The following is a 26,661-nucleotide window of genomic DNA, read 5'->3' on the forward strand; positions in this document are numbered from 1 at the left end:
GGTAAGTCCGAGACGCTTAGTGTGTAGTGTTGCTGGTAAAAGTCTAGAAACCTTGTAACGAAAGGGGTTAAGAAGAGTCTGGGACAATAGTCTCTTATCTCCAAAAAAAGCAACGGATTTGCCGTTGCTTTTTTGCATGGTTACGATAGTCTTGGTAAAATAGAATTGCTTAATAAACCATTTAGAAAGGCTATCCCATGCATATTCACTATAACACAAATCAAACAACTTTACCACTAGAAATCAGTTTCTTCTTGCCACAAGACCATCTCGTCTTTACTATTGAAAAAGTGGTGAATACCTTGGAGGATAGTCATTTCCACGCCTTCTATCATGCTTTTGGTGGTCGCCCGTCTTATCACCCCAAAATGCTTGTATCTACTCTTCTATTTGCCTATTCACAAGGGATTTTCTCTGGTTGAAAAATTGAAAAAATGATGATTGAAAATCTGGATATGCAGTACCTAACAGGACAGTTGGTTGTCAGCTACCGTACCATCAATCGGTTTCGTGTCGCTGAAGGGATGGAAGAACTCATTCGTAATCTTTTCATCGACCTCAATCTTCGTTTAAAAATGGAAGAGTTAGTGACTTTAGATTGTCTGTTTATTGACGGGACTAGGATTGAAGCCAATGCCAACAAGTATAGTTTCGTGTGGAAGAAAGCGACAGAGAAATTCTCCGCCAAACTTCAAGAACAGATACAGGTCTATTTTCAAGAAGAAATCACACCCCTTATCCATCAGGCTATTAAGCTGGATGAAGAAGAACCAATTTCTTCAGAGCAGTTGCTTGCATTCGCTCAAGTCCTTGAAGAAGAATTGGAAAAACTGAACCAGGACATTGAGGAGACACCCGTTAAAGGAAAGGATGAACGTAAAACCCAGCGTCGTAAACTCAAGAAAGTCTTGCGTAAAGTCTATGGGATTTACCGTAGTTCCTTTTGGACAAGGATTTAAGAATATGTCACCACCAACGAAAGAACTTATGAAATTAACACTAGAACAAAAAATAGCCCACAGTGAGAATCCTGTTCTTAGATAGAATATGGATAATATATTTATTAGGACAGACTCTGCAGGGAATATCAAAGCAGATAAGGAAAAGTCCACAGAAAAAATTGATGGTGCGATTGCTACCATCATGGCACTTGATAGAGCAATTAGGTGTGGTAATTCTAATACTGAAAGTGTATATGACAGCAGGGGCATTTTATTTATGTAAAGATAGGACTTGCTTTTGTGCGTTATTTAGTATATAATAAAGCACAAAAGGAAGTGAAAAGTAATGAATGAGGATAAGATAAGAGAAATTATAAAACAGAATAACGGAATAATAACGGCAAAGGAAGTATCATATAATAAAATCGACTCTTGGTATCTTACAAATATGGTGCAAAAAGGAGAACTTGAAAGAGTAGCAAGAGGTGTTTATTTCGATCCGAATTTTGAAAATTATGATGAACTTTATTTTTTTCAGCTTCAAAATAAGGCTTGTATTTATTCATATCAAACAGCACTATACTTGCATAAAATAACAGATAGATTGCCTTTTACTAATGAGGTAACAGTAAAGCAAGGTTACAATGCATGGCGTATTAAGGATTCTACGATTGTTCATCAAGTTAAAAAAGGATGGTATGAACTTGGTAAAACTGAAATCAAAACTGATATGGGAAATACTGTGTATGCATATGATATGGAAAGAACTATTTGTGATTTAGTGAGAGATAGAAAAAATCAAGACACAGAGATATTTTCAAAGGCTTGGAATCTATATATCAAGAAAGATTCTAAGAATATATGGAAACTAAGAAAATATGCCAAGGAATTTGGAATAGCACAGCAAATAGAGGAAATACTTGAGGTGATTGTACATGAATAAAGATAGCATAACACAAAAACTAAGGAATAAAGCAAAGGAACTTGATTTAAATTATAATTTGGTGTTGAGTAAATTTTTCTTTGATGAATTTCTAAAATTACTTTCTGACAGTGTGCATCGAGAAAATTTTATGCTTAAGGGCGGAATGCTATTAACGTATTCTTTAGGGGTTCAAAATAGAGCTACACAGGACATTGATTTTTTAGTTAAGGGATGTCCATTAGAGCCCGTAAAAATGAGAAAAGTTTTAGCAGAAATTATTGAAGATGGTAAACAATCAGATATCTGGTTTGAATTAAAGGGTGATGCTGAAGACATTAGAGCGGAGGATGAATATGGTGGACTGAGATTTCACATAATTGGTCACTTAGCTAATATTAAAATTCCGTTTAGTATTGATATTGCTACAGGTGATCCAATTTATCCTTTCCCAAGGATAGAAAGATATAGCACAATTTTGGGTGATAATATTGAGTTGAAGATTTATCCTCTAGAATCTGTGCTATCAGAGAAACTACAAACAGTACTTGCAAGAGCGGAAAATAATAGTAGAAGTAAAGATTTTTACGATATCTATGCTATTTTGAAAAATAAAATAGAAGATATCAATGTGAAAGAACTTAAAGTAGCAGTTTCTATGACATTTAGGTATAGAAAGACTGTGATTTCTAAGGATGAAGCAAAAGTTATTATTAGTCATATTAATGAGGATTCTTTGATTAAAGAACGATGGATAAGATATCAAAAGAAAAATCCATATTCTAAAGGAATTGAGTTTAGTGAAATAACTGAAAGTCTAAACGTTTTAGTCGAAATGTCTATGTAAATAATGAAAATAAAAATCCCGTAAATCAACCATTGTTTTAAGGGATAAAATTAAAGCAAAGCATCTCTTAGGAGGTGCTTTTTCTATGCAAATAAATAGGAGGAATTTGAATGGGAATATTAAGTGGATTATTCAAAAGTCGTGATAAGCCAACAAATAGAACAAATGGAAGTGCATATAGTTTTTTAATGGATGGTTCTTCATCTGGTAGAAGAGTAGATGAATGCTCGGCTATGCAGATGACCGCAGTATATAGTTGTGTTCGTATTTTATCTGAAGCAGTTGCAAGTTTGCCACTTCATGTATACCTTAGAAGCGATACAGGAACTGAAAAAGCAATAGAGCATCCGTTATATAAGGTGCTGCACGATGAACCAAACCCTGAAATGACAAGTTTCGTTTTTAGAGAAACTATGATGACACATTTACTCCTTTGGGGTAATGCTTATGCCCAGATTATCAGAAATGGTAAGGGTGAAGTTTTAGGACTTTATCCGCTTATATCGGATAGGATGAAAGTGGATAGAGATGATAAGGGCCAAATTTGTTATGAATACTTTGTAAGTGATTCAGATGCAGGAACATAAAAACAAGGGATTGTTAAGTTAAACGGGTCAGATGTTCTTCATATTCCAGGACTTGGTTTTGATGGTCTTGTTGGCTATTCACCTATTGCAATGGCTAAAAATGCTATAGGCATGGCAATTGCAACAGAAGAATATGGAGCTAAGTTTTTTGCTAATGGGGCAACACCAAGTGGAATTTTAGAATATCCTGGAACAGTAAAAGATCCTGAGGCTATGAGGGAAAGCTGGTCTAAGGGTTTTTCGGAAAGAAATAGCCATAAGATAGCGATTTTGGAAGAAGGAATGAAGTACACGCCGATTTCCATTTCTCCAAATGAAGCACAGTTTTTAGAAACAAGAAAATTTCAAATCAATGAGATAGCTAGGATTTTCAGAGTACCACCTCATATGGTAGGTGACCTTGAGAAGTCTGGTTTTTCTAATATCGAGCAGCAATCTCTAGAGTTTGTGAAGTACACTCTTGATCATTGGGTAGCAAGATGGGAGCAATCCATTGTTCGAAGGCTTTTTACTAAGGAGGAAAAGAAAAAGTACTATATCAAATTCAATGTTGATGGAATCCTTCGTGGAGATTACCAATCAAGAATGAATGGCTATGCTATCGGAAGACAAAACGGATGGATGTCTGCCAATGATATTAGAGAATTAGAAAACCTTGATCGTATTCCTAGTGAAGAAGGCAGGGATTTGTATCTCATAAATGGAAATATGCTCCCACTAAACCGTGCCGGAGCATTTGCAGGTGATGAAGGGAAGGAGGAAGAACCAAATGAAGAAGTTTTGGAAGTGGAAGAACGAAGTGAAAAACCAAAATGAATAGGAAGTGACAGAACGAATCTTATTCCTTAATGGAACGATAGCTGAAGAATCTTGGTTTGATGATGATGTAACACCACAGCTTTTCAAAGATGAGTTAAATAAGGGGAATGGAAACATTACTGTTTGGATTAACTCTTCAGGAGGCGACTGTGTAGCAGCAGCTCAAATCTACAATATGCTAATCGACTATAAGGGTGGTGTCACAGTCAAGATTGATGGCATAGTAGCAAGTGCTGCATCTGTTATTGCAATGGCAGGAACAAAGGTTTTAATGAGTCCTGTATCCATGCTTATGATCCACAATCCTATGACTGTTGCTTTTGGAAATAAGGGGGAGATGGAAAAAGCAATCTCAATGCTAGATGAAGTGAAAGAGTCAATCATCAATGCCTATGAAATTAAGACCGGACTGTCCAGAGCAAAACTATCTCATCTAATGGATTCAGAAACATGGATGGATGCTAATAAAGCTGTAGAGCTTGGTTTTGCAGATGACATCTTAAAAAGAAGTGAAGCTAATGACATGGAAATTCCACAGGTTTCAATGATGTATCAGGAGGCACAAGTAGTAAATTCACTGATGGATAAGCTAGCTGCTAAATGCAAGATAGAAAATAAAGAAACAAACAAAGGCATCAAGGCGGACGAATTAATGGACCGTCTTTTTTTAATGAAAAATTGGAGGTAGAAAAATGAGTAAGATTTTAGAGATGATTGAAAAACGTAATAAAGCTTGGGAAGGTGCTAAGGCATTCCTTGATAGTAAGAGAGAGAAGGACGGCCTTATTTCTGAAGAAGATGCTTTGGTCTATGACAAAACGGAAAAGAAGGTCCATAATTTTAGCCTAGAGATTGAGCGTCTACAGAAGATGGAAGAACTAGATAAAGAATTATCCAAACCTACATTAAATGCTATTGTAACAAAACCTATGAAAGTAGATGAAAAAGAGGAGAAGGAAGGCAGAGCAAGAGATGAGTATAAAAATGCGATGCTAAATGCTCTGCGTACGAACTTTAAGAGAGTAGAAAATGTTCTTCAAGAAGGTGTTGATGCAGATGGTGGGTATTTGGTTCCAGACGAGTACGATGACAGATTGATTGAGACGCTTGAAGAAGAAAATATCATGCGTTCTCTTGGAACAACTATCACAACAAGTGGTCAGCATAAAATCAATATTGCTATGTCAGATCCTGCAGCAGCTTGGATTGAAGAAGGTGGAGCACTTAACTTTAGAGATTCTAAGTTTGCACAGGTGCTTCTTGATGCACATAAACTTCATGTAGCAATCAAAGTAACAGAAGAGCTATTATACGATAATGCATTTAAACTAGAGGACCATAATCTTGACTGCTTTTGGTAAAGCACTGGCAAACGCAGAGGAAGATGCTTTCCTAAACGGTGATGGTACTGGCAAACCAACTGGTATTTTTAATAAAACTAATGGAGGAACTTATCTAAAGGACGTCACAGCAGTAAAATCTGATGATTTGATTGACCTTATCCATGCATTAAAACGTTCATATAGAAAGAATGCTACTTTTATCATGAATGATAAGACAATCGCACAGGTGATAAAGCTTAAAGATAACAATGGTGCATATATTTGGCAGCCATCTTATCAGGATAGTGAGCCTGATAGAATTCTTGGTTATCCAGTTAAGACTTCTGCCTTTGCACCAGAAAATGCAATCGCATTCGCTGACTTTAGCTATTACAACATTGGTGATAGAGGAGCTCGTTCTTTTAAAGAACTTACTGAACTATTTGCAGGTAATGGAATGATTGGTTTTGTGGCTAAGGAGAGAGTCTATGGGAAGCTGGTATTAAAAGAGGCTGTTCAGATTCTACCAATTAAGGCTACATCATAATTAATGGAAAGGGTGCTGATTATGGTTGTAAGTCTAGAAGAAATGAAAAACTATCTTAGGGTGGATACCAGTGAAGATGATAATCTTATTAGCACCCTTATCCAGTCCGCAGAGAAGATGTGCCTTGCTATTGCAAGAAAAAATGAAGAAGAAATCATCAGAGAAAACTTTGAAGAATATAAGGTGGCGGTTCTATATGGGGCTGCCTATCTTTATGAACATAGAGAAGAAGCCGACCATCATGAGTTAACAATTACACTTAGATCTATGCTATTTGGAGCAAGAAAGGTGGGATTTTAATGAAAATTTTACTATTAAATGAACGCATTACTATAGAAAAAAGCAAAATTGAAGTGGATAAAATAGGAAATCATAAAAATGTGTGGAGTAAATACTATTCTTGCTATGCAACCATTAGCAGTGAAAGTCCGCAGGAGGAAACAAGTAGTGGTGCTGTGTGGGATGAAAGCAAGATTGATTTTACTATTCGCTACAGTAGAGAGGTAGCTGATATTTTATCAATAGGTTTTAGAGTAATCTTTCATAATTCTATTTATGGTATAATAAGATTAAGCAGAAAGAAGTTTGATAAATTTAGATTGACCTAAGGTCAAGAAGGTATTTGGAACATTTAGTTATATACATTCCTGTTTGTCGCGATAATACATTGTACTGGCTATACAAAAAAGATGTATAGAAACCAGTAGATAATAGAATAAAGAATGGAAAGAATATAAAAATAATATGAGGTGATTATATGGCTGAAATTAGATTTAAAAATCTACCTAAGTTGTTAAGTAGTATGGAGAAAAAAGAATGGATTATTGATAGCTTTTTATTCAATTACAAAAATGAGGATTATGTTGTAATATTAAAGTTATATAGTGATACAGAAAGAAAGCCATCTGAATATGCTAAGGTAAAATTAGAATTCATTAGGGCTAATAATATTAATGAATCTATACAAGCATATGCGGATTTTTTCGAGGTTCACTTCAATTCTTTAAATGAATTTGCGGATTTTTTTAATATAAATAAAGGTAGTGAAAATAGAAATTTATTTGTAGACTTCTCTGAAATTTTTTCAAAATTTATACCAGATAAAAAGTATGAGGAAAAGCAAGGTTTAATTAAACAGCTCCAAGGTTCAAGATGTGAGGGAAACAATCCTAACGCAATATACTGTTATGATGTAAGAAGAAGTGGAGAGATTAATGGAAGAAAGAATACCAGATCAAAGGCGAATAGTAATAAGGCGTATACTCTAAGAAGAAGTTTGTATGAAAAATATAAAGAGGATAAAAATCTTAGTTTCTTCTTTTCTGATAAATTAGAAGATGAAAGAACTGATGAGGAAATACTAAAGCAAGTTGCTGCTAGACACTGATTTGTTATATATGGATTAAACCTTTTAACGATAACCTTATGCTATTGTCAAAAGGTTTATAGACATGTTCCCACATACATGTTCACTTGACATACATAGTGTTCACTCGTTTCATGTGGAGTGTGTGGTACTGCTTTTAAGAGCTGATCGAACAAGGAAAATTAGCTAGTGAAAGTCCTACAGTAAGGAGTTTAAACATGAAATTCCATGAATTTGGGGATAAGAATTTACCTCCTATCTTACTAATACACGGTGGTGGCAGTTCTTGGTGGAATTATCTTCGTCAAGCACGTATCTTGTCAGAAAAATACCGTATTATTCTACCCACTTTGAATGGACACGGCGAGGAACATCAACTTGATTATGTTTCTACTGAAGATTCTGCATTGGAGATTCTAGACTATATCAAAGCAAACTGTGGTGGGAAATTGTTTGCAATCGGTGGTGTTTCACTTGGTGGTCAAATTGCCATGGAGCTTTTGTCTTTAGATAGTGAAATTGCTGAGAAGGCCATCATAGACGGAAGCCTCTGTATTCCTCAACCAAGGTTATCAAAAACCAGCATCTTTCTAGTGTCTCTATTTGGTAAACTGATGTTCAATAAATTCTCTTGCAAACTTCAGTTAAGCATGATGAACAAACTCTATCCTAAACTGGCTTATCCAGAGGAAATAAAAGCTTATTATTTGGAGGATCTTCCAAGGACGCCTGTTAAAACATTGGTGACCATTTACCAAACCTATATGGGGCATTACAAGCTGAAAGATATGATTTCTGCTAGCAAGGCTCAGGTTCTGTATATCTATGGTGAAAAAGAATTGAACTGTGTGAAAGAATCAGCGAAATTATTTCATCAGCTACATTCAAATACAATTTTGTATGAAGCAAAGGGTTATAATCACGGTTATTTATCATCTTACCTACATCAGGAGTGGATTGATTTAGTTGAGCCGTTTTTAAAGAGCAATCAACGTTGAAGCGGTCGTACTGCTTGTACGAGCTTAGAAAAAAATGTTGACGAAAAAGCCTTGGTGTCAAGGATTTTTTGGTATCCTCAAAAAGGTAATTTTACAATTGACAATTTGTCAGTAGAGTAGTATAATTTGTAATCAGGAGGAATAAAATGCGAGATGTAAAAGATCCGGAAATTCGACGGGCTGAGATTATGGATGCTGCTATGCTCCTCTTTATGGAGAAAGGATATGCGAACACAACAACTCAGGATATAGTCGATAAGGTAAATATATCACGAGGTTTGTTATACTATCACTTTAAGAACAAAGAAGATATTCTGTATTGTCTTGTGGAACGTTATTCAGAGAAATTATTGAGAGATATTTATGTGATTGTCAATGATGACGACAAAACTGCTATTGAAAAAATAAGAGCCTTTATAGATGCCACAATAATCTCTACAGATAACGTTTCAGCGGAAGGAACTGAGTTACAAAAGACGGTTGATCTTGAAGAAAATCGTTATATGTTAGATAAGTTATCTCATAAGCTCATTGAAAAACTGACTATATATTTTGATAGGATAATAAATCAAGGCATCTCAGAAAAAGTATTTTCTGTAAAATATCCATCAGAAACAGCAGAATTTCTGATGACAGCCTATGTTTTTGTTTCAAATAACATAGGTATAATAACTTCAAAGAAAGAACCTGTCAAAGATTACTTGAATGCATTTAAGATAATGCTGGAACAAAATCTAAATACAAAAGGACTCTTTAGCAATTAAAAAAAGATAGAATGTTTGTAAAGAGAACTATGTACCGATAGCTAAATCAAAACAAGCTATCGGTATTATTTCAAAATATGACTGACAAATTGTCAATGTAGACGAAAATATGTTAGAGATAAAGAATTTTAGTAAAAGTTATGGGGATAAGAAGGTTGTGGATAACCTATCTATTTCAGTACAGCCTGGAGATATTTATGGTTTTATTGGAGCAAATGGTGCGGGAAAAACGTCAACGATAAAGGCAGTTGTCGGTATCCATGATTTTGAAGACGGAAGTATAATTATCAACGGTCATTCTATTAAAGAAGAACCTGTTATTTATAAAAAAATGATGGCGTATATCCCAGATAATCCAGATTTGTATGAACATATGACAGGATTTCAATATATTAATTTCATTGCTGACTTGTTTGAAATTCCTACAGAAATACGCAGGGAGAGAATCCAAAAATACGGTGATTTATTTGATATGACTGAGCATCTTTCGGGGATTATTTCCTCATATTCATATGGAATGAAGCAACGAACAGCCATTATTTCTGCACTTGTACATTCTCCCAAACTGTTGATTTTAGATGAACCTTTTGTTGGGCTAGATCCCAAAGCAACTTTCCTACTAAAGAAAATTATGCATGAGTGTGTTTCAGATGGAGGTGCTATTTTCTTTTCAACCCATGTATTGGATGTTGCTGAAAAATTATGTAATAAGGTTGCCATTATCAAAAATGGAAAGTTAATTGCAAGTGGCAATACAGGAGACGTCAAAGGTGATGAATCATTGGAGGCATTTTTCATGGAGGTGCAGGACAATGAGTAACATTTGGATACTGCTTAAAGCGCAATTGATTAATTTCTTTCCTATTAACGAGATTAGAGATTCAGGAAATAAAAAACAAAGTTCAATGGCTATTGCGAGTTTTGGCATAATAACTCTTGCTATATTTTTCTGTGTCTATAATATTATGACAGCCAAAACACTGGTACAAGTTGGACAGCGGGGATTGATACCGGCATATATGGTCTCTATATCAAGTTTTTCAATATTATTTTTGACTGTCTTTTATTCGAATGGCATTTTATTTGGCAGTCGAGATATGGAAATTCTCCTATCCTTACCTGTTAAAAGTTCGTATATTATCACCAGCAAGTTCATGTTTATGTACTTATTGAATTTTTTAATAGGCTTGATGTTTATGCTTCCGGGTGGAATTGTATGGGGCTTGAACGGAAGTTTAAACCTCCTACAGATTATATTGTATTTTACTTCTATAATTTTTGCCCCTTTGATCCCCATGTGTATAGCAGCATGCATGGGACTCATTATTGTTGTCGCTTCATCTTTTTTTAAAAGGAAAAATGTTATCTCTCTTATTTTTTCATTTGCGATGTTAGGTATAATTGGATATTTTGCATTATCAGCTTTGCAATCAGGTGTTGAAAGTAGTATTGGGGTTACTCTGGCTAAGCAAATTACTGGACTGTATCCAATTTCTAGACTATTTATGTCATACTACAATTTTCCAATGTACTATGGGATGGGATTTTATATAGTTCTTTCAATAGTCGTCTTTTATCTATTTGTCAAAATTGCTTCGTTGAAGTATGGACTACTTAATACACTTGCCAATACAAAATTAAGATATGCTAATGACAAAGTATCTTATGAAAGAAAATCGGTATTTTTTGCCTTGTATCAAAAAGAGCTTGGACGATTTTTAAGTTCTTATATGGCAGTCTTGAATGCTGGGCTTGGAGTGATTCTTTTATGTGTCTTTAGTATATGTTTCCTGTTTAATTCTGTAGGTCAAATAGGAAATTCTGCAGGAATTGTAAATATAAATGAGTATCTTTCAAATTTAGCTCCCGTCTTTATTGCATCTATGCTTTCACTCAGTTGTCCAGCAGCTTCATCTATATCTTTAGAAGGTAAAAATATTTGGATTTTGAAAAGTTCTCCGGTTGAAGTAAGAATGATTTTAAATGCTAAGATAGCTGTCAACCTTACACTTCATTTGATTGGATATATGATTTCTGTATCTGTATTTATGCTGAAACTTGATATGAATCCTATTCAAGTTATGAATCTAGTTATTGTTCCTATATGCTACTCCCTTTTTATAACGGTAATCGGAATTTCATTAAATAAAAAATATCCTAACTATGATTGGGACAGTGAGATGATAGTTGTCAAACAAAGTCTTCCTGTTATTGTAACTGGAATTATTGGTATGATTACGCTTATTACGCTTATTACGCCTATTTTGCTTAATTGGTTGTTTAATCTTCCGATTATATTTATTTTGCAAGCAGTATCAGTAATTTTACTGGCTATTTCGTTTAGAGTTTATATAAAAATGACCAAGTCAAATTTTATCTAGTTAAAGGAGAAAAATAAGATGAAAAACAGACTGATAAAAGATATTTTGGTGTTATTAGTAATGCTAGCTATAATAGTTGTTATTTGTAGATTTCTCCCAGAAAAAGTTCCGATTCATTTCAATGCAAAAGGAGAAGCAGATATATTTGCAAATAAATACTATCTTCTACTAGCTACAGTCATCCCTTATTCTGCATATTGGAAGTTTGTTAGGGAAAGTGATAATAAAAAGATTAAATGAAACAACATCTATATTTACAAATTGCATCAAAATTAAGAACGACTATTTTAAGAGGTGATTATGCACCTGAACAACAAATTCCTTCAATAAGGAGATTAGCAGAAAACGAGAAGTGTAATCCGGCAACTGTTCAAAAAGCAATGAAAGTTCTCGAAGAACAGAATTTGATTATTAGCTGTGGAACATTAGGATATTTTGTCATAGCAAGCGAGCAAGAAATAAAGGAGTTAAGATATCAAGAATCTAACAAGCTAGTGAAAATTTTGTTTGAAAAACTAGGTGAGTTAGGCTTTTCAGAAGATGAGATTGTCAATTTATTTTTTAGAAAAGATGCTTAGAAGAAATTGAATGGAAATTTATTAGGATTATTTGTGAAAGTATAGAAAAGCCTTGATTTTAAGGCTTTTTTGCATTTTCCAACAAAGAACTTGACATTATGAGTTTAATACATTATAATACAATACATACCATCGGTATGATAGAAAGGGACTAAAATGGCAAGGAATAGAAATCCGGAAGAAACAAGAAGGAAAATATTAGAAGTTTCGAAAGATTTATTTTTAGAAAAAGGATTTGATAATACCTCAATACAAGATATAATAGCTGGGTTAGGTGGGTTGACAAAAGGTGTTATTTATCATCATTTTGACTCTAAAGATGAAATATTGCAATCAATCCTTAGCGAAAATAATCAAGAAATTCTAAATTATAATTGGAGAGGAGATACTGCATTAGAAAAAATACAAAATTCTTTGATGGATGCTTTCTCTGATTTTGAACAACAAAGGCTTGTATACTCAGCTTCAATTATGTTAAGAAGCCCACGTTTATTAGGTGAACAGTATCTAAATTTATTTTCTGATTTTTTACCAGGGATTAGAGAAAAAGTTTTCGAAGGTGTTGAAGATAAATCAATTAAAACAGAATATCCAGAAGAGCTAGCTGATTTGATTGTTTTAACATTGAATATTTGGATTGGGTTCCAAATTTCTATTTATTCAGTAGAAGAATTAAAGCGTAAAATGAATTTCATTAAACTTACTTTTGAAGGACTAGGGGTGCAGTTGATTTCTGATGAAATGATGGAAGTAATTTTCAACTTATTTGATCACTTAAAAAGTGCCAAATAAATTTTAAGTATTGATATTTTAAAAAATACCATACTCTAGATATGGTATTAAAAATACTATTATACATACCTTTAGTATGTTTCTTTTTTAGTTTTTACATACCATAAGTATGTAAAGTGCTTTTTGACTAGCGTCATTAATATTAACAAAATTTTTTGGAGGAAAAATCTATGTTGTCGCTTATTAAAATTGAATTAAATAAAGTTTCAAAATCAAAATTATTTTTAGCCTGGTTGTGTACTATATTGATAGTGTTAGGTATTACAGCAATCATTATTATGGGATTAGGTACTGACAATAAACTAGGAGAATTCACTGGACAGGATTCTAATGTTATTAGAGTTACTGGTAAATGGGAAGGTTGGGCGATTGTAGCTTCATTGTTTTCATCTTTATTTACAAAAGCAGCATTTTTGATTTTTGAATCTTATTTATTGTCTACGATTATTATTGATGAATTTAAACGAAGAACAATTTTTCAGCTGTTTTCCTACCCTGTTTCTAAAATAAAGTTACTATGGGGAAAAGTGCTTACAGTAATTCTGATATCATTTATTGCTCATTTTACTGCACATTTAGTGATTCAATTATTAATTAAATTAGTAGCAGTTTTAACCGAATCAAATTATATCCCAGTAGCTAATCAAATGATTGACTTAGCTGGAATTACGTTTGGGACGGTATTAATCGGAATACTACCATTTGTTTTAGGCATGATTAAGCATTCAACAGCTATAACAATGCTTACAGGACTTGGTTTAGCAGCATTACTTTCAAATGTAAGTCCAGGAAGTTTATCTAATAATATTGCTGATAACTTATTCTTTTTGATATTTGCAAGTTTCATAAGTTTAATGATTGTTTCGTTTTCAATTTATACTATTTCAAAATCAGATATTAGTATCAAGTAGTATAGTTGAATTTAATGGAAGGAAAGTGATAATTCTTTGATGATTACTTTAAAAGAAGAGTTGTATAAGTTGGTAGTTATGCTCCTGAAGAAAAATTCTTGCATTTAAAGCTAGATATAGAAAGAGAGATAGAAATGAAAAATATTGTTGAAGTAAAAGAAGTTTTTAAAACAATTGATAAAGAAGAAATTTTAAGTGGTATCAACCTTCAAATTGCTGAAGGAGAAATCTATGGATTTTTAGGACCAAATGGCGCAGGGAAAACAACTTTAATGAAATGCATGTTATCCTTATCAACTGTTACATCTGGTAGTATTGAAATCTTTGGAAAAAATTTACAAGATCACAGAGAGGAGATTCTAAGTCAAGTTGGAAGTGTTATTGAAACACCAATTTTTTATGAAAACCTCACAGGAAAAGAAATTTTAGAAATTCACGCTCAGTATATGGGGAAAAATATTATTGAATCAGATATAATAAGAGCCTTAAGGATGGTCGGATTAAAAAATACGACTAAAAAAGTAAAAGAGTTTTCGTTAGGAATGAGACAGAGACTTGGTTTAGCTCGATCTTTCCTAACAAAACCTAAATTGTTAATTTTAGATGAACCAATCAATGGTTTAGATCCAATAGGAATTCAAGAAATTCGGAATCTTTTGTTGTCGCTTTCTAAGGAGCATGGAATTACAATACTAATATCGAGTCATATATTATCGGAAATTTCACAGATAGCAGATAAAATTGGTGTTATCAAAAATGGAGAAATTGTAGAACAGGTCTCTATGAAAGAGATTAGGAGAGAGAATATTGACTTAGAAGAATATTTTATGTCACATTTTCTAAATGAAATTTAAGAATTACGAGGTAGATTAGGAATGAAACAATTGACAAAGTACCATAAGAAGTCTTTTTATACTTTCATGATTTTTAATATATTAGTTCCTTTAACTAATATTGCTTTTGCTTATTCTATTAAAATTATAATTGATAGTGGAATGTCCCAAAATAGGGAAGCTCTAACCCAAGCTATACTAATAGGTGCTATCGTAATATTTATCTATGCCAGTCTTAATTTTATATCCCTTCGATTAAGAAATAAACTTGTTAGGCAGATTATGTCAAGATACAAAAATAAGGTGTTTGAATCTATTTTAGATAGGGATTATAGAGAATTTTCTAAGGAAAAATCAGGAAAATTTATTTCAATATTAACTGAGAACATGAAGAAAATTGAGCAGGATTATTTGCACCAATATTTTAATATTTCAAAAAATATTTCCTTAATGATTTTCTCACTAGTAGCCATGTTTATAGGTAATTGGTTTTTGACCTTATTAGTTATCATTGCTAGCATTATTCCTATGATGATTTCAGGATTTATTGGACAAAAATCAGCCTCTCTACAAAATAGTTCTATGATAGCCGATCAGAAATATTTAGCTAAGGTTAAAGATATTTTAGCAGGGTTTCTCGTTATAAAAAGTTTTAATGTGAAAGATGCTATCCGTCAAGATTACAAAAACGAAAGTGAAAAATTGGATGAGATATATTTCATCAAAGGGAAATTTGATGTTTTATCTAATGTTATTTCTCAACTTTCAGGGATGATTGTTTTTTTAGTAGCCTTTGGTGGAGGAATGTATCTGGTCTTCGGTGGGCATACCACAATTGGGAGTGTTACAGCTATTGTTCAACTAGTCAATTTTGTAGTAATGCCACTAAATGAAATTGGTATGGGAATGAGTAAATTCCGCGAAGGTCAGGCTACACTGAATTCATTTGAGGTAAAAGATGTAATCGAACTTCAAACTGGTAAAACGAAAGAATATTTTGATGATGTCATTTCTTTTTCAAATGTAGATTTTTCCTACCCTAATGCTGAGGAAAAGATTTTTAATAATTTATCTTTACAGATCAAAAAGGGGGAAAAAATTGCAATAGTAGGTATGTCAGGTAGTGGAAAATCAACTTTACTCAATCTATTACTGCGTTTCTATGATGTAACAAGTGGGTATATCTCAATTGATAATCAAGATTTGCAAGCTATTTCAGCAGAGAGCCTTTATAACTTAATGACTATTGTTCAGCAAGATGTTTATATCTTTGATGATACTTTAAAAGCAAATATTACCCTTAGTCAATCCTTTACTGAAGATGATATAAAAAAAGCTGTACAGCAGTCTGGCTTAGAAAGTTATATTTTAGAAAATGAATTAGGTCTACAAACTTCATGTGGCGAGAATGGATCAAATCTATCTGGGGGAGAGAGACAGAGACTTAGTATTGCGCGTGCTTTAATTCGAAAAACACCAATCTTATTATTAGATGAGGCTACCTCGTCTTTAGATAATAAAGTTACTACTGAAATTGAAAATTCAATTTTAGAAATTCAAGATTTGACGGTTCTTGTTGTTACGCATAAGTTGAATGAAAACATTTTGAAAAGATACGATAGAATTCTCTTTATGAAAGCAGGCGTCATTGTTGAAGATGGTTCTTTTTGTGACTTGATGGATAGGAGAGGTGAGTTTTATAAGTTGTTTGAGTTGAGTGTGTAGTATTGCTACAATGAAAAGAGGGGAAGAAAGGTCTTTAAATTAAAGCTTTTTGATAATGGATAATCTAGTATCGTAGCAAACTAAAGTCTATGTGATTTATAGAAAAAATCTTATATGGAAATAACAATAATTAGATTTCTATTTATATACAGAAGAATAGTAGAAAAGATTTTGGAAGTTGAAATATATCTAATAGGGATGTGTTAGATAATTGATCACAAAAATAGTATAGAATATAGCAAGATGAGAGGGGAAGATTAATTTTTATAATTGTAAGTAATGTAGTTTTGAAAAAGGGTAAACAATATGTTTTTTAATGAAATACAACAATTTCGTAATCAATTCTCATTGATAGATAGATAAAATAATTATTACAGTAAAGTAATAACTTTAATTTAAGAATATCTACTAATCTTTACTCAATCGATGTTTTGTATTCTAAAAATTCTTAGTAAATAATTTCTCAATGTTTTTATAAATCAATCTCCAGTACGTCAAAGTTCTCTTTTATGAGTTTTCATTATATAATAGCATTATATGTAATGGTAAATGCAGCTACGCTAACATTTCTATTTAAAAATTAAGGAGTATTATCAATGAAAAAAGCAATGGTAATTATCAATCCTACCTCTGGTGGTGAGAAGGCTTTGGATTACAAAGATAAGCTGGAAAATAAAGCAAAAGAATACTTTGACCACGTGGAAACCAAAATTACCGAAAAAGCGCTGGATGCAACACATTTTGCTGAAGAAGCTTCTCGTGAGCAGTACGATGCAGTGGTTGTGTTTGGTGGAGATGGGACTGTCAACGAAGTCATTTCGGGTATTGCTGAGAGAGACTACATTCCTAAGCTAGGGATTATCCCAGGCGGTACGGGTAACCTCATTACGAAACTGTTGGAAATCGATCAAGACATCGATGGCGCGATAGATGAACTGGATTTTGATTTAACCAATAAGATTGATATCGGAAAAGCGAATGACAATTATTTTGGTTATATCTTTAGTATCGGTTCTCTTCCTGAGGCGATTCACAATGTTGAAATTGAAGATAAGACAAAATTCGGTATTTTAGCCTATGCTGTAAATACCATGAAGTCTGTCATGACGGATCAGGTCTTTAACATTAAGGTGGAGACGGAAAATGGAAATTATGTTGGGGAAGCTAGTCATGTTTTGATTCTCTTGACAAATTACTTCGCTGACAAAAAAATCTTTGAAGAAAACAAAGATGGCTATGCCAACATTTTGATTCTGAAAGATGCGTCTCTATTCTCCAAATTATCCGTCATTCCTGATTTATTAAAAGGTGATGTTGTGGCAAATGATAATATCGAGTATATCAAAGCGCGTAATATTAAGATCTCTTCAGATAGTGAATTGGAGTCAGATGTTGACGGCGATAAATCGGATAACCTACCTGTAGAAATCAAAGTCCTAGCTCAGCGAGTAGAAGTATTTTCAAAACCGAAAGAGAATTAGTATATAGAGAAAGCTTTTTTTAAGGCTTTTTGTATACTTTAAAAGATTGCTCTTTTAAGGTTGAATATTCCTTGCCAATATAGTCAGTTGAAACAAGAGGAAGACAAAAAAGTCTCGAAAAAAGTACTACAACTCGGTAATACTTTTTTGAGGTGCTTTTTGATATGAACCCATGTTTTCTCAATAGAATTGTACTCGGGTGAGTAGGGAGGAAGAGGTAAAAGTTTATGCCCAAACTCTTCACACAAGAGTTCTAGCTTACCCATTCTATGGGATCTTGCATTATCCATAATAATAACTGATTGTATATTTAATGTTGGTAAGAGAAACTTCTGAAATCAAGCTTTAAAAAAGGGCTCATAGTTTTGGCTAGTGGATTGTTTTTAATTGGACTAGTCTGTGCTACTCTCTTTACTGAGGTATATGGATTCTATCTTCTTTTTACAGAGCCTGAACTGTATACAGCATACTTAGCACAAAATGGACTCCTCAGCTTTACAACCTTCTTCATCATCTTTAACCTTGCTTTGCTTGTCTTGGCAGGCTGGGCAGAGTATAAGTGGAAGACAAGATGAATAAAATGGAGAAAACTCTAGTGGTTCTTCTCCATTTTTTTATCTAATTGGTAATGTTGAAAATCGGAAGTGAAATGATACTTTCAAAGAATTCATTTTGGACACTAGCAAACGAAATAGAACCCTGATGCAAATCAACAATTTGTTTTGAAATTTTTAGCCCAATTCCAGTCGTTCTAATTTTAGAAATATCAATGTTTTTAAAAGATAATTCATTAAGTTCAGCAATTTTTTCTGGTGAAGCTCCCTGTCCATTATCTTTGATTTCGACAATTACATTTGTATCTTTTTTGAATAAGTAGATTCTTATTGTGCAACCCTTTTCGTTATGTAAAACAGAGTTGTAGATGATATTATGGATAACTCTCGTGATTAAAAACTGCTCAATCATGATAGATTGATTAACAAGTGAATAATCGTAATCAAATTCAAATTCAAAATCATTCCAGATTTCTTGATTTAAAATATGGATGAGAATGTCTTTGAAGAAGGGGATAATTTTTGTTTCAGTCTGATTTAATTGAAGATGACCGGATGAAAGGCGAGCTACTATATTTAAGTCATTTAAAATATTTTGGATGTAATAGGATTCCGTCAATATTGGGCGAATATGTTTTTTAGACTGTGTATCTAGTTCAGAATCATTTAACAAGGACGCGTTAGAAATGATGACAGAAAGAGGTGTTTTGATATCGTGTGCAATTCCTGAAATCCATTGCTCTTTAAAGACTTCATTCTCTTTGAGTAGAGTATCGGTTTGATTAATTGCAGTTGTAAGATATTCTAGTTCTGATATAGAATTTATTGGATTTTTCAAACCATCTGGGAGATTCTGAATAGCAGTTACCAGAGGCGCAATTTTACGATTGATATGCGTCACACCATAGTAGTAAAGAAAAGCGAAATAAAGGCAGTTGAAAAGCAATACTCCAAATGCTACTAGTGGAATCAGGCGAATACTATCTATATCTAAGTAATTATAACTATAACGAGCAATTTTATCTTTTGGAAAACCAACAACAATGATGTAGTCACCTTTTATCTGACTAAAAACAGGATAATCTGCAAGATAATAGCGAGAAAACTGTAAAATGTCCCCATAGTCAAATTGCGAAGGAACTTCTGTAGGTTTATACTGTTCGTACACTTGTTTTCCAGTCTGCTTATCCAATACCATGAGCCATAACTTTTGTTCTTTTAGACTAGAAATATCATTTTTAGGTATGTGGACGTTATTTTTTGTGATGGTAATGTGTTCAGAAATTATTTTTACAGTCTCAGTAGCAGTTTGCTTTTCCCTAATGTAGAAAACAAAACTGGCAATTAGAATAATATTGGTAATAAAGATAATGATGGAAAAAAAGATAAATTTCTTTAGTGAATACCTTAAAATTTTGGTTTGGTTCATAATCATGATAACAATTTATATCCCAGCCCTTTAGCTGTCTTTAAATATTGAGGTTTTGAAGGATTTTCTTCTATTTTTTCTCGAATTTTCCGAATATGTACAGTCAAAGAGTTTTCATAACCAAAGCTATCCACTCCCCAAATCGTATCACAGAGCGATTCAGTTGAAACGATGTAATTTTTATTATCGTAAAGTTTTTTCAAAATCTTAATTTCAATTGGTGTAATAGAAATTTCTGCTCCATTTTTTTGTACTGTTGCATTCCGAAAACTCACCAAAGTCTGTCCAATCTGTATTGCTTCCTGTTCTGATTTATAGCTTCTCCTGAGCAGAGCCATAATACGATAGATAAGATTTTTTGGAATGAAGGGTTTTACGACATAATCATCACCACCAGCATTGAAACCAGCTACCTCATCTTCAGGATTATTTTTGGCAGTCAGAAAGAGGATAGGAGTATCGCCTTTTTTTCGGATATGTTTTGCTAATGTATAGCCATCACCATCGGGGAGCATAATGTCCAAAAGGAAAAGGTCGAACTGCTCTGTTTCAATCATGTCCAAACTTGATTCTATATCATAGGCTGATGTTAGATTGGAAAATCCGTAGGCAGTGAGAATATCTCTTATGGAAGAGTTTAAAATTTTATCGTCATCAATGATAAGGATGTGCTTATTCAGGAGCTGTTGTTCGAAATTCATAATCTTACCTCGCTTATCTATATTATACCATTTAAAAGAGTGAAAAAAGCAAGATACTTTAATCTTAATGTAAAATTAAGGTTAGCTTAGTTTAAAATTAATCTAGCATGTCTATAATAAAGACATAACCTAGATAGAGATACTTCTCAAATAAATTTTAATCAGTGAGGTATTTCCAAATGCCTAAACAACAAATGAATCTCGTTGAGATTGAAGTAATGAATTCTCTTCAAGAATGAACTCTTGAAGAACGTGATAACGTTCTTGGTGCTGGTAGTGGAATAATTCATTTTATTCAGACAAAACAATGCTAATAGTGAGTCGCCAATTAGATATTGCGAATTATGTTATTCTATTATTTTTGTTGATAAGAGTAGTAGAGATGTTATCAAAGATACTCATGATAGTTTGATTTATAGAAATCAAAATTATAGAAAATTATTTGGTTTAAAGGAGGAAGTTCATAATGATTAGTAATGTTTTACAGATAAAAAACTTACAAAAGGGATTTAAGGACACTCAGGTAGTTAACCTTAGTTCCTTATCAGTTCAACAAGGTGAGATTTATGGTTTTCTAGGTCCAAATGGAGCTGGGAAAACAACCACCATGAAGATGATTTTGTCTTTGATTTCTCGTACAGCTGGGGAGATTGAAGTGTTCGGTCAATCTATAGGTACGGACAAGCAGTATCTTAATCAGATTGGCTCTATGATTGAAGAACCGTCTTATTATCCTAATTTGACAGGCTATGAAAATCTCTTGGTCTTCCAAAAAATCCTTGGATTTGATAAGAAAAATATTCAGGAAACCTTGAAAATTGTTGGGTTAGATCAACCTAAAAACAAGAAAAAATTGGTTAAAGATTATTCTTTGGGTATGAAACAGCGCTTGGCTTTAGCCTTTGCCTTAGTCAAGAAACCGCGTTTGTTGATACTGGATGAACCAACAAATGGGCTAGACCCAGCAGGGATTCATGAAATTCGGGAACTGATTATCAAGTTGGCAAAAGAACAGGGCATTACTGTCTTCATCTCTACTCATATCCTTTCTGAAGTAGAGCATATAGCTGACCGTGTGGGGATTATCAATCATGGTCAACTGGTTTACGAGGGAGAAATTCGTAAAATTCAGTCCAATAAATGGCTGGAAGTGCGTGGGGATTTTAGAGGTCGACGTGAAGCCATTATCCAAGTATTATTTGGTTATCCGTGCAAGATGTTGGAGATACAAGAGGATAAACTCAAGCTGACTAACCTTGCCGATCAGCAGATTTCTAGTTTGTTACGAGATTTAATAGTCGAGAAAGTTCAAATTTATGAAGTGAAGCAAGAGCAAGAAACCTTGGAATCTATCTTCCTCAACTTAACCAAGGAGTGAGTCTTATGTTGAATAATTTGTCTATTGAATTGCTCAAGGCAAAACGAACCAAATCCTTCCTCATTAGCATACTAGTTATGGGAGTCGGATTTGCTTGGGCAATTGCAGCCGCTACACGCTACCTAAGTAATCCAGACATGCACCAGATTAGCCTAATTTTCTATATGATAAAAGAAGTAAATGGCTTGATTCTCCCTATTATGATTGCTCTCTTTGTATCGCGGATTATCAAGAACGAGAAGGAGGGCAATACTTTCAAACTGCTTTTGGCAAATGGTGAAAATGTACGGCATATCTTTCTGAGTAAGCTTGGCCTGACTATGTTCATTTTGACCTTTCTCGCTTTTTTGGAGGGAGTAGTAGTCCAGTTGATTGCAATCTTATCTGGTCTAGAAATGCCTGTTAGCCTAATCCTCTGGCAAATCGTCATTTTCTTGCTAGCCTCTTTTGTCTTAACCTGTCTGTTTTTGACTTTGCAGTTTTTACTGAAGAAGCAGGCATTGATACTGGCATTAGGGATTTTCGGAGGATTTCTTGGAGTTGGCTTTGGTCATGCACCAGCTTTTCTACAGCTGATTTTCCCTTTTGGTGGTATAGGATATCTGTCTCTGGTGGATTACCAGCAAGTCGCCAGTCAAGTGAGTTATGTTTTTGCGACAAACCTAGGATTTAAACTCTTTACATATTTGCCAATAGCCCTAATCTATCTCTTCTTATCTCTCTATTTGGTTGAAAAGAAAGGAGGCAAGCTATGATGTCTTATCTATCAGTAGAATGGCGGAAAACTAAAAAATTTTCCATGTTGATGATTGGTATTTGCTTCTTAGCTTTTTGTAGCCTGATTGGTCTTGGGATTTACTTTGGTGCAGCTTATTCTATAGTTGAAGAAAGTGAAAAAGTGCCTGTTTTATGGGGACAATTGACCTTCTATTATAGCCAGCTTTTCTTTCCGATTTTGGTTAGCCTTTATGTAGCCATGATGTTAGGAAAAGAGTTTGATAGAAAAAATATTGAATTTCTCAGAGCTAATAATGTTAGTCTTGGGAAATTATTGTTGGCAAAAGAAATAGTAATTATCTTGTTTATTGCTGTTTTACAGTTGTTCTTGTTTGGTATTTTTTATGTCAGTGCTCACCTAGCTCATTTAGAAATTTCTAATTTGTTCACCTACCTCAAGTGGGATTTATTGGGGATTTTTGGAACAATTAGTATGATGGCAGTGCAGTTTTTTGTGACAGCTAAAACTCGTGTTTTCAGTAAATCTGTGGGAATTGGTGCTATTGGTACTTTCGTAGGATTTATGATGATTTTTGTATCAGATAAATTATCTTTAATCTATCCCTACTCCCAAGCTATGGTGGCAATACGGTCACGAAATTTGATAGACTTTAATTTAGTGGAAATAGTGCTGTTTATCATTGTAAATATTCTTCTGTGGGGGATTTTTCATACATTGAGTAATAAAGAATTGCATAAGTAATGCGAAGACTCTTCGGAGTCTTTTTCTTGTGGTAAAAGCTCCAAGATTTATCCGGTATGCTTGACCTAGATTTTATAGAAAGAAGGTCTAATTATCAATTAGAAGAGGCCTTGGTACAGGGATTTCAAACACCTGAAGAATACCAAGCCTACAAGGAGTTAAAGGAACATTATGAGGAAGTGACAGGCGATTACAGCTTTTCTATACGAGAACTCACTAGTCAATTGGAAATCGCTCTTCAGAATCATCTAGGTGTGGACTTTGAAGAAGATGAAAAAGAGAAGTATTTGGACTTAGTTCAAAAATTAGAAGAGTTTGATTCCTCTCTTGTCACCCATTATCGTCAGTTGATTGACTAGAAAGGAGAAAGTCATGAAGGATTTACTCCTTATCCCAGTAATTTTTTTAGCAGTAGGAGGAATTCTCATTCTTTTATGGAGACTCTTTCTTATTGCCAGTGGACTTTTCCTTATTGGTTTTATTAGTTTTCTTATTTTCGTGGAGGGCTATGGAATTTATCTTCTCTTTACAGAGACTGAACTTTACACGGAAGATTTAGCACAGAATGGTTATTTAGTTTTACGACTTTCTTTATCATCTTTAATTTAGTTTTACTTGCTTTAGCATGCTGGACAGGATATAAGTGGAAGAAGGAATAGAAAATAATCTGAACAAGTTCAAAACGTATTCCGCTTTTTAGGACATGAAAAATTTTAGAAATTGATTCTTTCTTAAATTTGAATTTCACTAGTAGTGTAAAGATGATTTTTTCTCTGAATAAAATCTGAATTTTCTCTGATATAATCTCAAATGTCAAGGTTCAATAATTGTTGCTTCAGTAGGTGATGGTAAATAATCAAGAATCATTGAAACATTACCTTGGAGAACTTAAGGGGAAGGATTATTCATATATAGATGGGAAAGTTATGGAGACTCCTGCTGGATAAGAAATGACATTGACGGCACTCAAATTATACTATTAAATATTACGAATTTTGTTCAAGATAGTGTAAAATAGATTTGTACTAGTTTTTAAAAATATAATTTAAAGAATAAAGAACAATTACAAATTGATGTATTGAGACTATTCTTTGTCAAGAATACGGAGCTTTGCAGATAGTTCTCTAAAATATTTTGAGGTGATAGAATGTATAAGATATTAGTTGTAGATGACGATTTTGAAATTTTGAAACTGATGCGAACTATTTTGGAGATGAAAAACTATCAGGTAACGACGTATCAAGAAGTCACCGTACCAATCAATATTAATAATTTCAAAGGATTTGATTTGATTTTATTAGATGTAATGATGCCTAATATAGATGGTATGCAAATTTGTAAGCAGATTAGAAATAAAGTAAGCTCCCCTATTATTTTTGTTAGTGCAAAAGACACCGAAGATGATATAGTATCAGGGTTGAATTTAGGAGGAGATGACTATATTACAAAACCTTTCAGCATCAATCAATTAATTGCAAAAGTTGCTGCAAATCTCAAACGAGAAGAACGATACAAACAAGGTGAATTAAGTAATCAAATTGTTCGAGAATTATCTCCAATAACGATTTATTTACAAGAAAAAATTGTTTGTATTAATGGAGATAGTCTTGCCTTTACAAGTAGGGAATATGATATCATAGAGCTATTATCTAGCAATCCAAGAAAAATTTTTACTGTACAAGATATATATGAAAACGTTTATGATGATGATGCTGAAACCCTCTTTCGTTCAATATCTGAGTATATCTATCAAATAAGATTAAAATTCTCATCCTATGGAATTAATCCTATAAAAACAGTTAGAGGTATGGGATACAAGTGGCATGATTAAGAAGAATAGTACAATTAGAGGACGTATAATAAGGACTGTTTTAGAACTAGTAACAGGTACGTTACTGAGTATACTTTTATTTTTTATATTTACTTATTTACTTGTTTTTACAGGACAATTAAATGCATACGGCTCTAAAATTGAAATTTCAGTGAGTGATACCAGCAATTTAAGTGATGTAGTTCAAGCAATGAATAACTCTATATTTGACTATGTTGTATTTAATCGCAAGACAGGTACAATTGAAGAGGGCAATTATCAAAAAAAGGATTTGCCTGCCTATCGAGAAGTGTTTGCTAAAAATGAATCTGTAAGTAATAGTGCAGTGTATTATGGGTATTACGCTAATTCAGAGATTGTACTTACTGTCAGGCAACCCATGATACCTGAGTTTGTTAATCCGAATTTGCGTCACATTTCATTTAATCTATTTTCTTATTTATTTTTCTTCGTTTTCGAAACGATTTTACTCATTTGGTCACTGACAAGATTAATAAAAGAATTTTCAAATAATTTTCTCCTCATACAAAAAAAAGCTTTAAACATGGGGCAGTTAACATTTAAAGAAAAAAACATTCCCGCTCAAATACAAGAGTTCGATGAAATTCTTTCTGTATTATATCAAAAGGACGACGAGTTAACTAATTTACTCAAATCAGAGAGAAGGGAGAAGGAAGATTTATCTTTTCAAGTTGGTGCATTAGCTCATGATGTAAAAACTCCTTTAACAGTACTAAAGGGAAATTTAGAGTTGCTTGAATTAACTAACCTGACTGATCAACAGAAGGAATATACTCAGTCAATGAATAACAGTATAGTGATTTTTGAAAGATACTTTAGTTCAATGATTGATTATTCAAGATTACTAATTGAAGATAAAGATTATGGGGAACAGATATATTTACCTGATTTTTTAAGTGATCTGTCAGTAGAGGCGAAATCTGTAATGAATAATGCAAAGGTTGATTTCAAAATTATTAATACTACAAAATTAATGTTTTTTAAGGGAAATCGTTTTAATTTAAATAGGGCATTAATTAATATTTTAGCAAATGCAGCAAGATATAGTTCTGGAGAAAAAAAAGTTACTCTTACTATCATTGAGGAAACAGAGTATATTAATTTTGGAGTGTGGAACAATGGTCTCCCTTTTACTGAACAGTCCTTATTAAATGCAGATAAGTTATTTTATACTGAGAATAAAGGTAGGAATAATAAGCACTATGGTTTAGGGTTAGCATTTGCTAAACAAGTTGCAACTAGACATTTTGGAGAATTATTTTTATCAAATCCAGATAGAGGTGGTGCTCAGGTGACGTTGCTTATTAAAAAATAATTCTATAGGGATATATTAGATACCTTCCACATAATAGTTATATATAAAAATAGATGGTTTTTGTACTGACCCCAAAAAGTTAGACAATTAATTTAAGCAAAGGATTTAGTTCTGTATTGTACAGGGCTAAGTCCTTTT

The 26,661-nt window shown here is 33.2% G+C and carries 28 protein-coding genes and 5 pseudogenes; 30 read left to right on the top strand and 3 right to left on the bottom strand.

Annotated elements, in window-relative coordinates; genetic code table 11:
* Window positions 1-197 precede the first annotated feature (197 nt).
* The 22 genes and pseudogenes from QZ114_RS08780 to QZ114_RS08885 all read left to right on the top strand — a co-directional run bounded on the left by QZ114_RS08780 (window position 198) and on the right by QZ114_RS08885 (window position 17,814).
* Window positions 198-422 carry a hypothetical protein gene (locus QZ114_RS08780; RefSeq protein WP_295502354.1) on the top strand — a complete coding sequence of 75 codons (225 nt, stop codon included), beginning with the start codon at window positions 198-200 and terminating at the stop codon, window positions 420-422.
* Window positions 423-434: 12 nt separating this feature from the next.
* Window positions 435-959 (top strand): hypothetical protein, encoded by a 525-nt coding sequence (locus tag QZ114_RS08785; RefSeq protein WP_295502356.1) that lies wholly within the window; start codon window positions 435-437, stop codon window positions 957-959.
* A pseudogene (locus tag QZ114_RS08790) lies at window positions 916-1,224 on the top strand (terminase TerL endonuclease subunit); the annotation flags it as partial. The gene QZ114_RS08785 and the pseudogene QZ114_RS08790, both read left to right, overlap by 44 nt.
* Before the next feature lie 63 nt (window positions 1,225-1,287).
* On the top strand, window positions 1,288-1,884 hold the full coding sequence (locus tag QZ114_RS08795; protein WP_295502358.1) for a type IV toxin-antitoxin system AbiEi family antitoxin domain-containing protein: 597 nt from the start codon (window positions 1,288-1,290) through the stop codon (window positions 1,882-1,884).
* On the top strand, window positions 1,877-2,710 hold the full coding sequence (locus tag QZ114_RS08800) for a nucleotidyl transferase AbiEii/AbiGii toxin family protein (RefSeq protein WP_295502360.1): 834 nt from the start codon (window positions 1,877-1,879) through the stop codon (window positions 2,708-2,710). Before QZ114_RS08795 ends, QZ114_RS08800 begins: the two co-directional genes overlap by 8 nt.
* Before the next feature lie 110 nt (window positions 2,711-2,820).
* Window positions 2,821-4,113, top strand: a pseudogene (locus tag QZ114_RS08805) (phage portal protein).
* Between the two features lie 7 nt (window positions 4,114-4,120).
* Window positions 4,121-4,804 carry a head maturation protease, ClpP-related gene (locus tag QZ114_RS08810; protein ID WP_295502362.1) on the top strand — a complete coding sequence of 228 codons (684 nt, stop codon included), beginning with the start codon at window positions 4,121-4,123 and terminating at the stop codon, window positions 4,802-4,804.
* A gap of 4 nt (window positions 4,805-4,808) precedes the next feature.
* Window positions 4,809-5,985 (top strand): annotated as a pseudogene (locus QZ114_RS08815) (phage major capsid protein).
* 21 nt (window positions 5,986-6,006) lie between these two features.
* On the top strand, window positions 6,007-6,285 hold the full coding sequence (locus QZ114_RS08820) for a head-tail connector protein (protein WP_295502364.1): 279 nt from the start codon (window positions 6,007-6,009) through the stop codon (window positions 6,283-6,285).
* Window positions 6,285-6,593, top strand: a complete 309-nt coding sequence (locus tag QZ114_RS08825; protein ID WP_295502366.1) for a phage head closure protein — start codon at window positions 6,285-6,287, stop codon at window positions 6,591-6,593. The genes QZ114_RS08820 and QZ114_RS08825 overlap by 1 nt, the downstream gene beginning before the upstream one ends.
* A gap of 149 nt (window positions 6,594-6,742) precedes the next feature.
* The gene (locus QZ114_RS08830) at window positions 6,743-7,372 is read left to right on the top strand and encodes a DUF6037 family protein (RefSeq protein WP_295502368.1); all 630 of its coding nucleotides are present in this window, start codon (window positions 6,743-6,745) and stop codon (window positions 7,370-7,372) included.
* 197 nt (window positions 7,373-7,569) lie between these two features.
* A complete protein-coding gene (locus tag QZ114_RS08835; RefSeq protein ID WP_295502370.1) occupies window positions 7,570-8,349 on the top strand; it encodes an alpha/beta fold hydrolase in 780 nt (259 codons plus the stop codon).
* Between the two features lie 146 nt (window positions 8,350-8,495).
* The gene (locus QZ114_RS08840; RefSeq protein WP_001205792.1) at window positions 8,496-9,113 is read left to right on the top strand and encodes a TetR/AcrR family transcriptional regulator; all 618 of its coding nucleotides are present in this window, start codon (window positions 8,496-8,498) and stop codon (window positions 9,111-9,113) included.
* Between the two features lie 109 nt (window positions 9,114-9,222).
* A complete protein-coding gene (locus tag QZ114_RS08845) occupies window positions 9,223-9,933 on the top strand; it encodes an ABC transporter ATP-binding protein (protein ID WP_295502373.1) in 711 nt (236 codons plus the stop codon).
* Entirely contained in the window at window positions 9,926-11,494 is a 1,569-nt protein-coding gene (locus QZ114_RS08850; protein ID WP_295502374.1) for a hypothetical protein, read from the top strand. The genes QZ114_RS08845 and QZ114_RS08850 overlap by 8 nt, the downstream gene beginning before the upstream one ends.
* 18 nt (window positions 11,495-11,512) lie before the next feature.
* The gene (locus tag QZ114_RS08855) at window positions 11,513-11,734 is read left to right on the top strand and encodes a DUF1648 domain-containing protein (protein WP_261041967.1); all 222 of its coding nucleotides are present in this window, start codon (window positions 11,513-11,515) and stop codon (window positions 11,732-11,734) included.
* A complete protein-coding gene (locus QZ114_RS08860; protein ID WP_295502378.1) occupies window positions 11,731-12,072 on the top strand; it encodes a GntR family transcriptional regulator in 342 nt (113 codons plus the stop codon). Before QZ114_RS08855 ends, QZ114_RS08860 begins: the two co-directional genes overlap by 4 nt.
* Window positions 12,073-12,228: 156 nt before the next feature.
* Window positions 12,229-12,864: a TetR/AcrR family transcriptional regulator gene (locus tag QZ114_RS08865; protein ID WP_295502380.1), complete on the top strand. Its 636-nt coding sequence runs from the start codon at window positions 12,229-12,231 to the stop codon at window positions 12,862-12,864.
* Between the two features lie 170 nt (window positions 12,865-13,034).
* Window positions 13,035-13,775, top strand: a complete 741-nt coding sequence (locus QZ114_RS08870; protein ID WP_295502382.1) for an ABC transporter permease — start codon at window positions 13,035-13,037, stop codon at window positions 13,773-13,775.
* 134 nt (window positions 13,776-13,909) lie between these two features.
* On the top strand, window positions 13,910-14,629 hold the full coding sequence (locus QZ114_RS08875; RefSeq protein ID WP_295502384.1) for an ABC transporter ATP-binding protein: 720 nt from the start codon (window positions 13,910-13,912) through the stop codon (window positions 14,627-14,629).
* Window positions 14,630-14,650: 21 nt separating this feature from the next.
* Window positions 14,651-16,333: an ABC transporter ATP-binding protein gene (locus QZ114_RS08880; protein WP_295502386.1), complete on the top strand. Its 1,683-nt coding sequence runs from the start codon at window positions 14,651-14,653 to the stop codon at window positions 16,331-16,333.
* A 596-nt stretch (window positions 16,334-16,929) separates the two neighbouring features.
* A complete protein-coding gene (locus QZ114_RS08885) occupies window positions 16,930-17,814 on the top strand; it encodes a diacylglycerol kinase family protein (RefSeq protein ID WP_295502388.1) in 885 nt (294 codons plus the stop codon).
* 83 nt (window positions 17,815-17,897) lie between these two features.
* On the opposite strand, the pseudogene QZ114_RS08890 reads toward QZ114_RS08885, so the two are convergent.
* Window positions 17,898-18,167, bottom strand: a pseudogene (locus QZ114_RS08890) (transposase); the annotation flags it as partial.
* Between the two features lie 6 nt (window positions 18,168-18,173).
* On the opposite strand from QZ114_RS08890, the gene QZ114_RS08895 reads away from it, so the two are divergent.
* Window positions 18,174-18,389, top strand: a complete 216-nt coding sequence (locus tag QZ114_RS08895; protein WP_295502407.1) for a DUF5966 family protein — start codon at window positions 18,174-18,176, stop codon at window positions 18,387-18,389.
* A 43-nt stretch (window positions 18,390-18,432) separates the two neighbouring features.
* Here the strand turns inward: QZ114_RS08895 and QZ114_RS08900 are convergent, their stop codons facing one another.
* Together QZ114_RS08900 and QZ114_RS08905 are read right to left on the bottom strand one after the other, a co-directional pair.
* Window positions 18,433-19,803 (bottom strand): sensor histidine kinase KdpD, encoded by a 1,371-nt coding sequence (locus QZ114_RS08900; RefSeq protein ID WP_295502390.1) that lies wholly within the window; start codon window positions 19,801-19,803, stop codon window positions 18,433-18,435.
* Window positions 19,800-20,498: a response regulator transcription factor gene (locus QZ114_RS08905; RefSeq protein WP_033682226.1), complete on the bottom strand. Its 699-nt coding sequence runs from the start codon at window positions 20,496-20,498 to the stop codon at window positions 19,800-19,802. Before QZ114_RS08905 ends, QZ114_RS08900 begins: the two co-directional genes overlap by 4 nt.
* Before the next feature lie 466 nt (window positions 20,499-20,964).
* Here QZ114_RS08905 and QZ114_RS08910 point away from each other — a divergent pair, with 466 nt between their 5' ends.
* From QZ114_RS08910 to QZ114_RS08940, 7 genes and pseudogenes are all read left to right on the top strand, one after another.
* Window positions 20,965-21,876, top strand: coding sequence for an ABC transporter ATP-binding protein (locus QZ114_RS08910; protein ID WP_295502393.1), 912 nt, complete (start codon window positions 20,965-20,967; stop codon window positions 21,874-21,876).
* A 5-nt stretch (window positions 21,877-21,881) separates the two neighbouring features.
* A complete protein-coding gene (locus tag QZ114_RS08915; RefSeq protein WP_295502395.1) occupies window positions 21,882-22,631 on the top strand; it encodes an ABC transporter permease in 750 nt (249 codons plus the stop codon).
* Window positions 22,628-23,356 carry an ABC transporter permease gene (locus QZ114_RS08920; protein WP_295502397.1) on the top strand — a complete coding sequence of 243 codons (729 nt, stop codon included), beginning with the start codon at window positions 22,628-22,630 and terminating at the stop codon, window positions 23,354-23,356. The genes QZ114_RS08915 and QZ114_RS08920 overlap by 4 nt, the downstream gene beginning before the upstream one ends.
* Before the next feature lie 56 nt (window positions 23,357-23,412).
* Window positions 23,413-23,715 carry a DUF5962 family protein gene (locus tag QZ114_RS08925; RefSeq protein ID WP_295502399.1) on the top strand — a complete coding sequence of 101 codons (303 nt, stop codon included), beginning with the start codon at window positions 23,413-23,415 and terminating at the stop codon, window positions 23,713-23,715.
* Window positions 23,716-23,728: 13 nt separating this feature from the next.
* Window positions 23,729-24,015 (top strand): annotated as a pseudogene (locus QZ114_RS08930) (DUF5966 family protein).
* Between the two features lie 488 nt (window positions 24,016-24,503).
* Window positions 24,504-25,187, top strand: coding sequence for a response regulator transcription factor (locus tag QZ114_RS08935; protein ID WP_000276748.1), 684 nt, complete (start codon window positions 24,504-24,506; stop codon window positions 25,185-25,187).
* Window positions 25,180-26,523, top strand: a complete 1,344-nt coding sequence (locus tag QZ114_RS08940) for a sensor histidine kinase (RefSeq protein ID WP_295502402.1) — start codon at window positions 25,180-25,182, stop codon at window positions 26,521-26,523. The genes QZ114_RS08935 and QZ114_RS08940 overlap by 8 nt, the downstream gene beginning before the upstream one ends.
* Window positions 26,524-26,661: the final 138 nt, after the last annotated feature.

Origin of the sequence: uncultured Streptococcus sp. (assembly GCF_901875575.1) — a bacterium.
Taxonomy (GTDB): domain Bacteria; phylum Bacillota; class Bacilli; order Lactobacillales; family Streptococcaceae; genus Streptococcus.

Bases quoted from the DNA above. Each gene is read 5' to 3' on its own strand.
- QZ114_RS08780 (WP_295502354.1), top strand. From the start codon at position 198: ATGCATATTCACTATAACACAAATCAAACAACTTTACCACTAGAAATC.
- QZ114_RS08785 (WP_295502356.1), top strand. From the start codon at position 435: ATGATGATTGAAAATCTGGATATGCAGTACCTAACAGGACAGTTGGTT.
- QZ114_RS08795 (WP_295502358.1), top strand. From the start codon at position 1,288: ATGAATGAGGATAAGATAAGAGAAATTATAAAACAGAATAACGGAATA.
- QZ114_RS08800 (WP_295502360.1), top strand. From the start codon at position 1,877: ATGAATAAAGATAGCATAACACAAAAACTAAGGAATAAAGCAAAGGAA.
- QZ114_RS08820 (WP_295502364.1), top strand. From the start codon at position 6,007: ATGGTTGTAAGTCTAGAAGAAATGAAAAACTATCTTAGGGTGGATACC.
- QZ114_RS08825 (WP_295502366.1), top strand. From the start codon at position 6,285: ATGAAAATTTTACTATTAAATGAACGCATTACTATAGAAAAAAGCAAA.
- QZ114_RS08830 (WP_295502368.1), top strand. From the start codon at position 6,743: ATGGCTGAAATTAGATTTAAAAATCTACCTAAGTTGTTAAGTAGTATG.
- QZ114_RS08835 (WP_295502370.1), top strand. From the start codon at position 7,570: ATGAAATTCCATGAATTTGGGGATAAGAATTTACCTCCTATCTTACTA.
- QZ114_RS08840 (WP_001205792.1), top strand. From the start codon at position 8,496: ATGCGAGATGTAAAAGATCCGGAAATTCGACGGGCTGAGATTATGGAT.
- QZ114_RS08845 (WP_295502373.1), top strand. From the start codon at position 9,223: ATGTTAGAGATAAAGAATTTTAGTAAAAGTTATGGGGATAAGAAGGTT.
- QZ114_RS08850 (WP_295502374.1), top strand. From the start codon at position 9,926: ATGAGTAACATTTGGATACTGCTTAAAGCGCAATTGATTAATTTCTTT.
- QZ114_RS08855 (WP_261041967.1), top strand. From the start codon at position 11,513: ATGAAAAACAGACTGATAAAAGATATTTTGGTGTTATTAGTAATGCTA.
- QZ114_RS08860 (WP_295502378.1), top strand. From the start codon at position 11,731: ATGAAACAACATCTATATTTACAAATTGCATCAAAATTAAGAACGACT.
- QZ114_RS08865 (WP_295502380.1), top strand. From the start codon at position 12,229: ATGGCAAGGAATAGAAATCCGGAAGAAACAAGAAGGAAAATATTAGAA.
- QZ114_RS08870 (WP_295502382.1), top strand. From the start codon at position 13,035: ATGTTGTCGCTTATTAAAATTGAATTAAATAAAGTTTCAAAATCAAAA.
- QZ114_RS08875 (WP_295502384.1), top strand. From the start codon at position 13,910: ATGAAAAATATTGTTGAAGTAAAAGAAGTTTTTAAAACAATTGATAAA.
- QZ114_RS08880 (WP_295502386.1), top strand. From the start codon at position 14,651: ATGAAACAATTGACAAAGTACCATAAGAAGTCTTTTTATACTTTCATG.
- QZ114_RS08885 (WP_295502388.1), top strand. From the start codon at position 16,930: ATGAAAAAAGCAATGGTAATTATCAATCCTACCTCTGGTGGTGAGAAG.
- QZ114_RS08900 (WP_295502390.1), bottom strand. From the start codon at position 19,803: ATGATTATGAACCAAACCAAAATTTTAAGGTATTCACTAAAGAAATTT.
- QZ114_RS08905 (WP_033682226.1), bottom strand. From the start codon at position 20,498: ATGAATTTCGAACAACAGCTCCTGAATAAGCACATCCTTATCATTGAT.
- QZ114_RS08910 (WP_295502393.1), top strand. From the start codon at position 20,965: ATGATTAGTAATGTTTTACAGATAAAAAACTTACAAAAGGGATTTAAG.
- QZ114_RS08915 (WP_295502395.1), top strand. From the start codon at position 21,882: ATGTTGAATAATTTGTCTATTGAATTGCTCAAGGCAAAACGAACCAAA.
- QZ114_RS08920 (WP_295502397.1), top strand. From the start codon at position 22,628: ATGATGTCTTATCTATCAGTAGAATGGCGGAAAACTAAAAAATTTTCC.
- QZ114_RS08925 (WP_295502399.1), top strand. From the start codon at position 23,413: ATGCTTGACCTAGATTTTATAGAAAGAAGGTCTAATTATCAATTAGAA.
- QZ114_RS08935 (WP_000276748.1), top strand. From the start codon at position 24,504: ATGTATAAGATATTAGTTGTAGATGACGATTTTGAAATTTTGAAACTG.
- QZ114_RS08940 (WP_295502402.1), top strand. From the start codon at position 25,180: ATGATTAAGAAGAATAGTACAATTAGAGGACGTATAATAAGGACTGTT.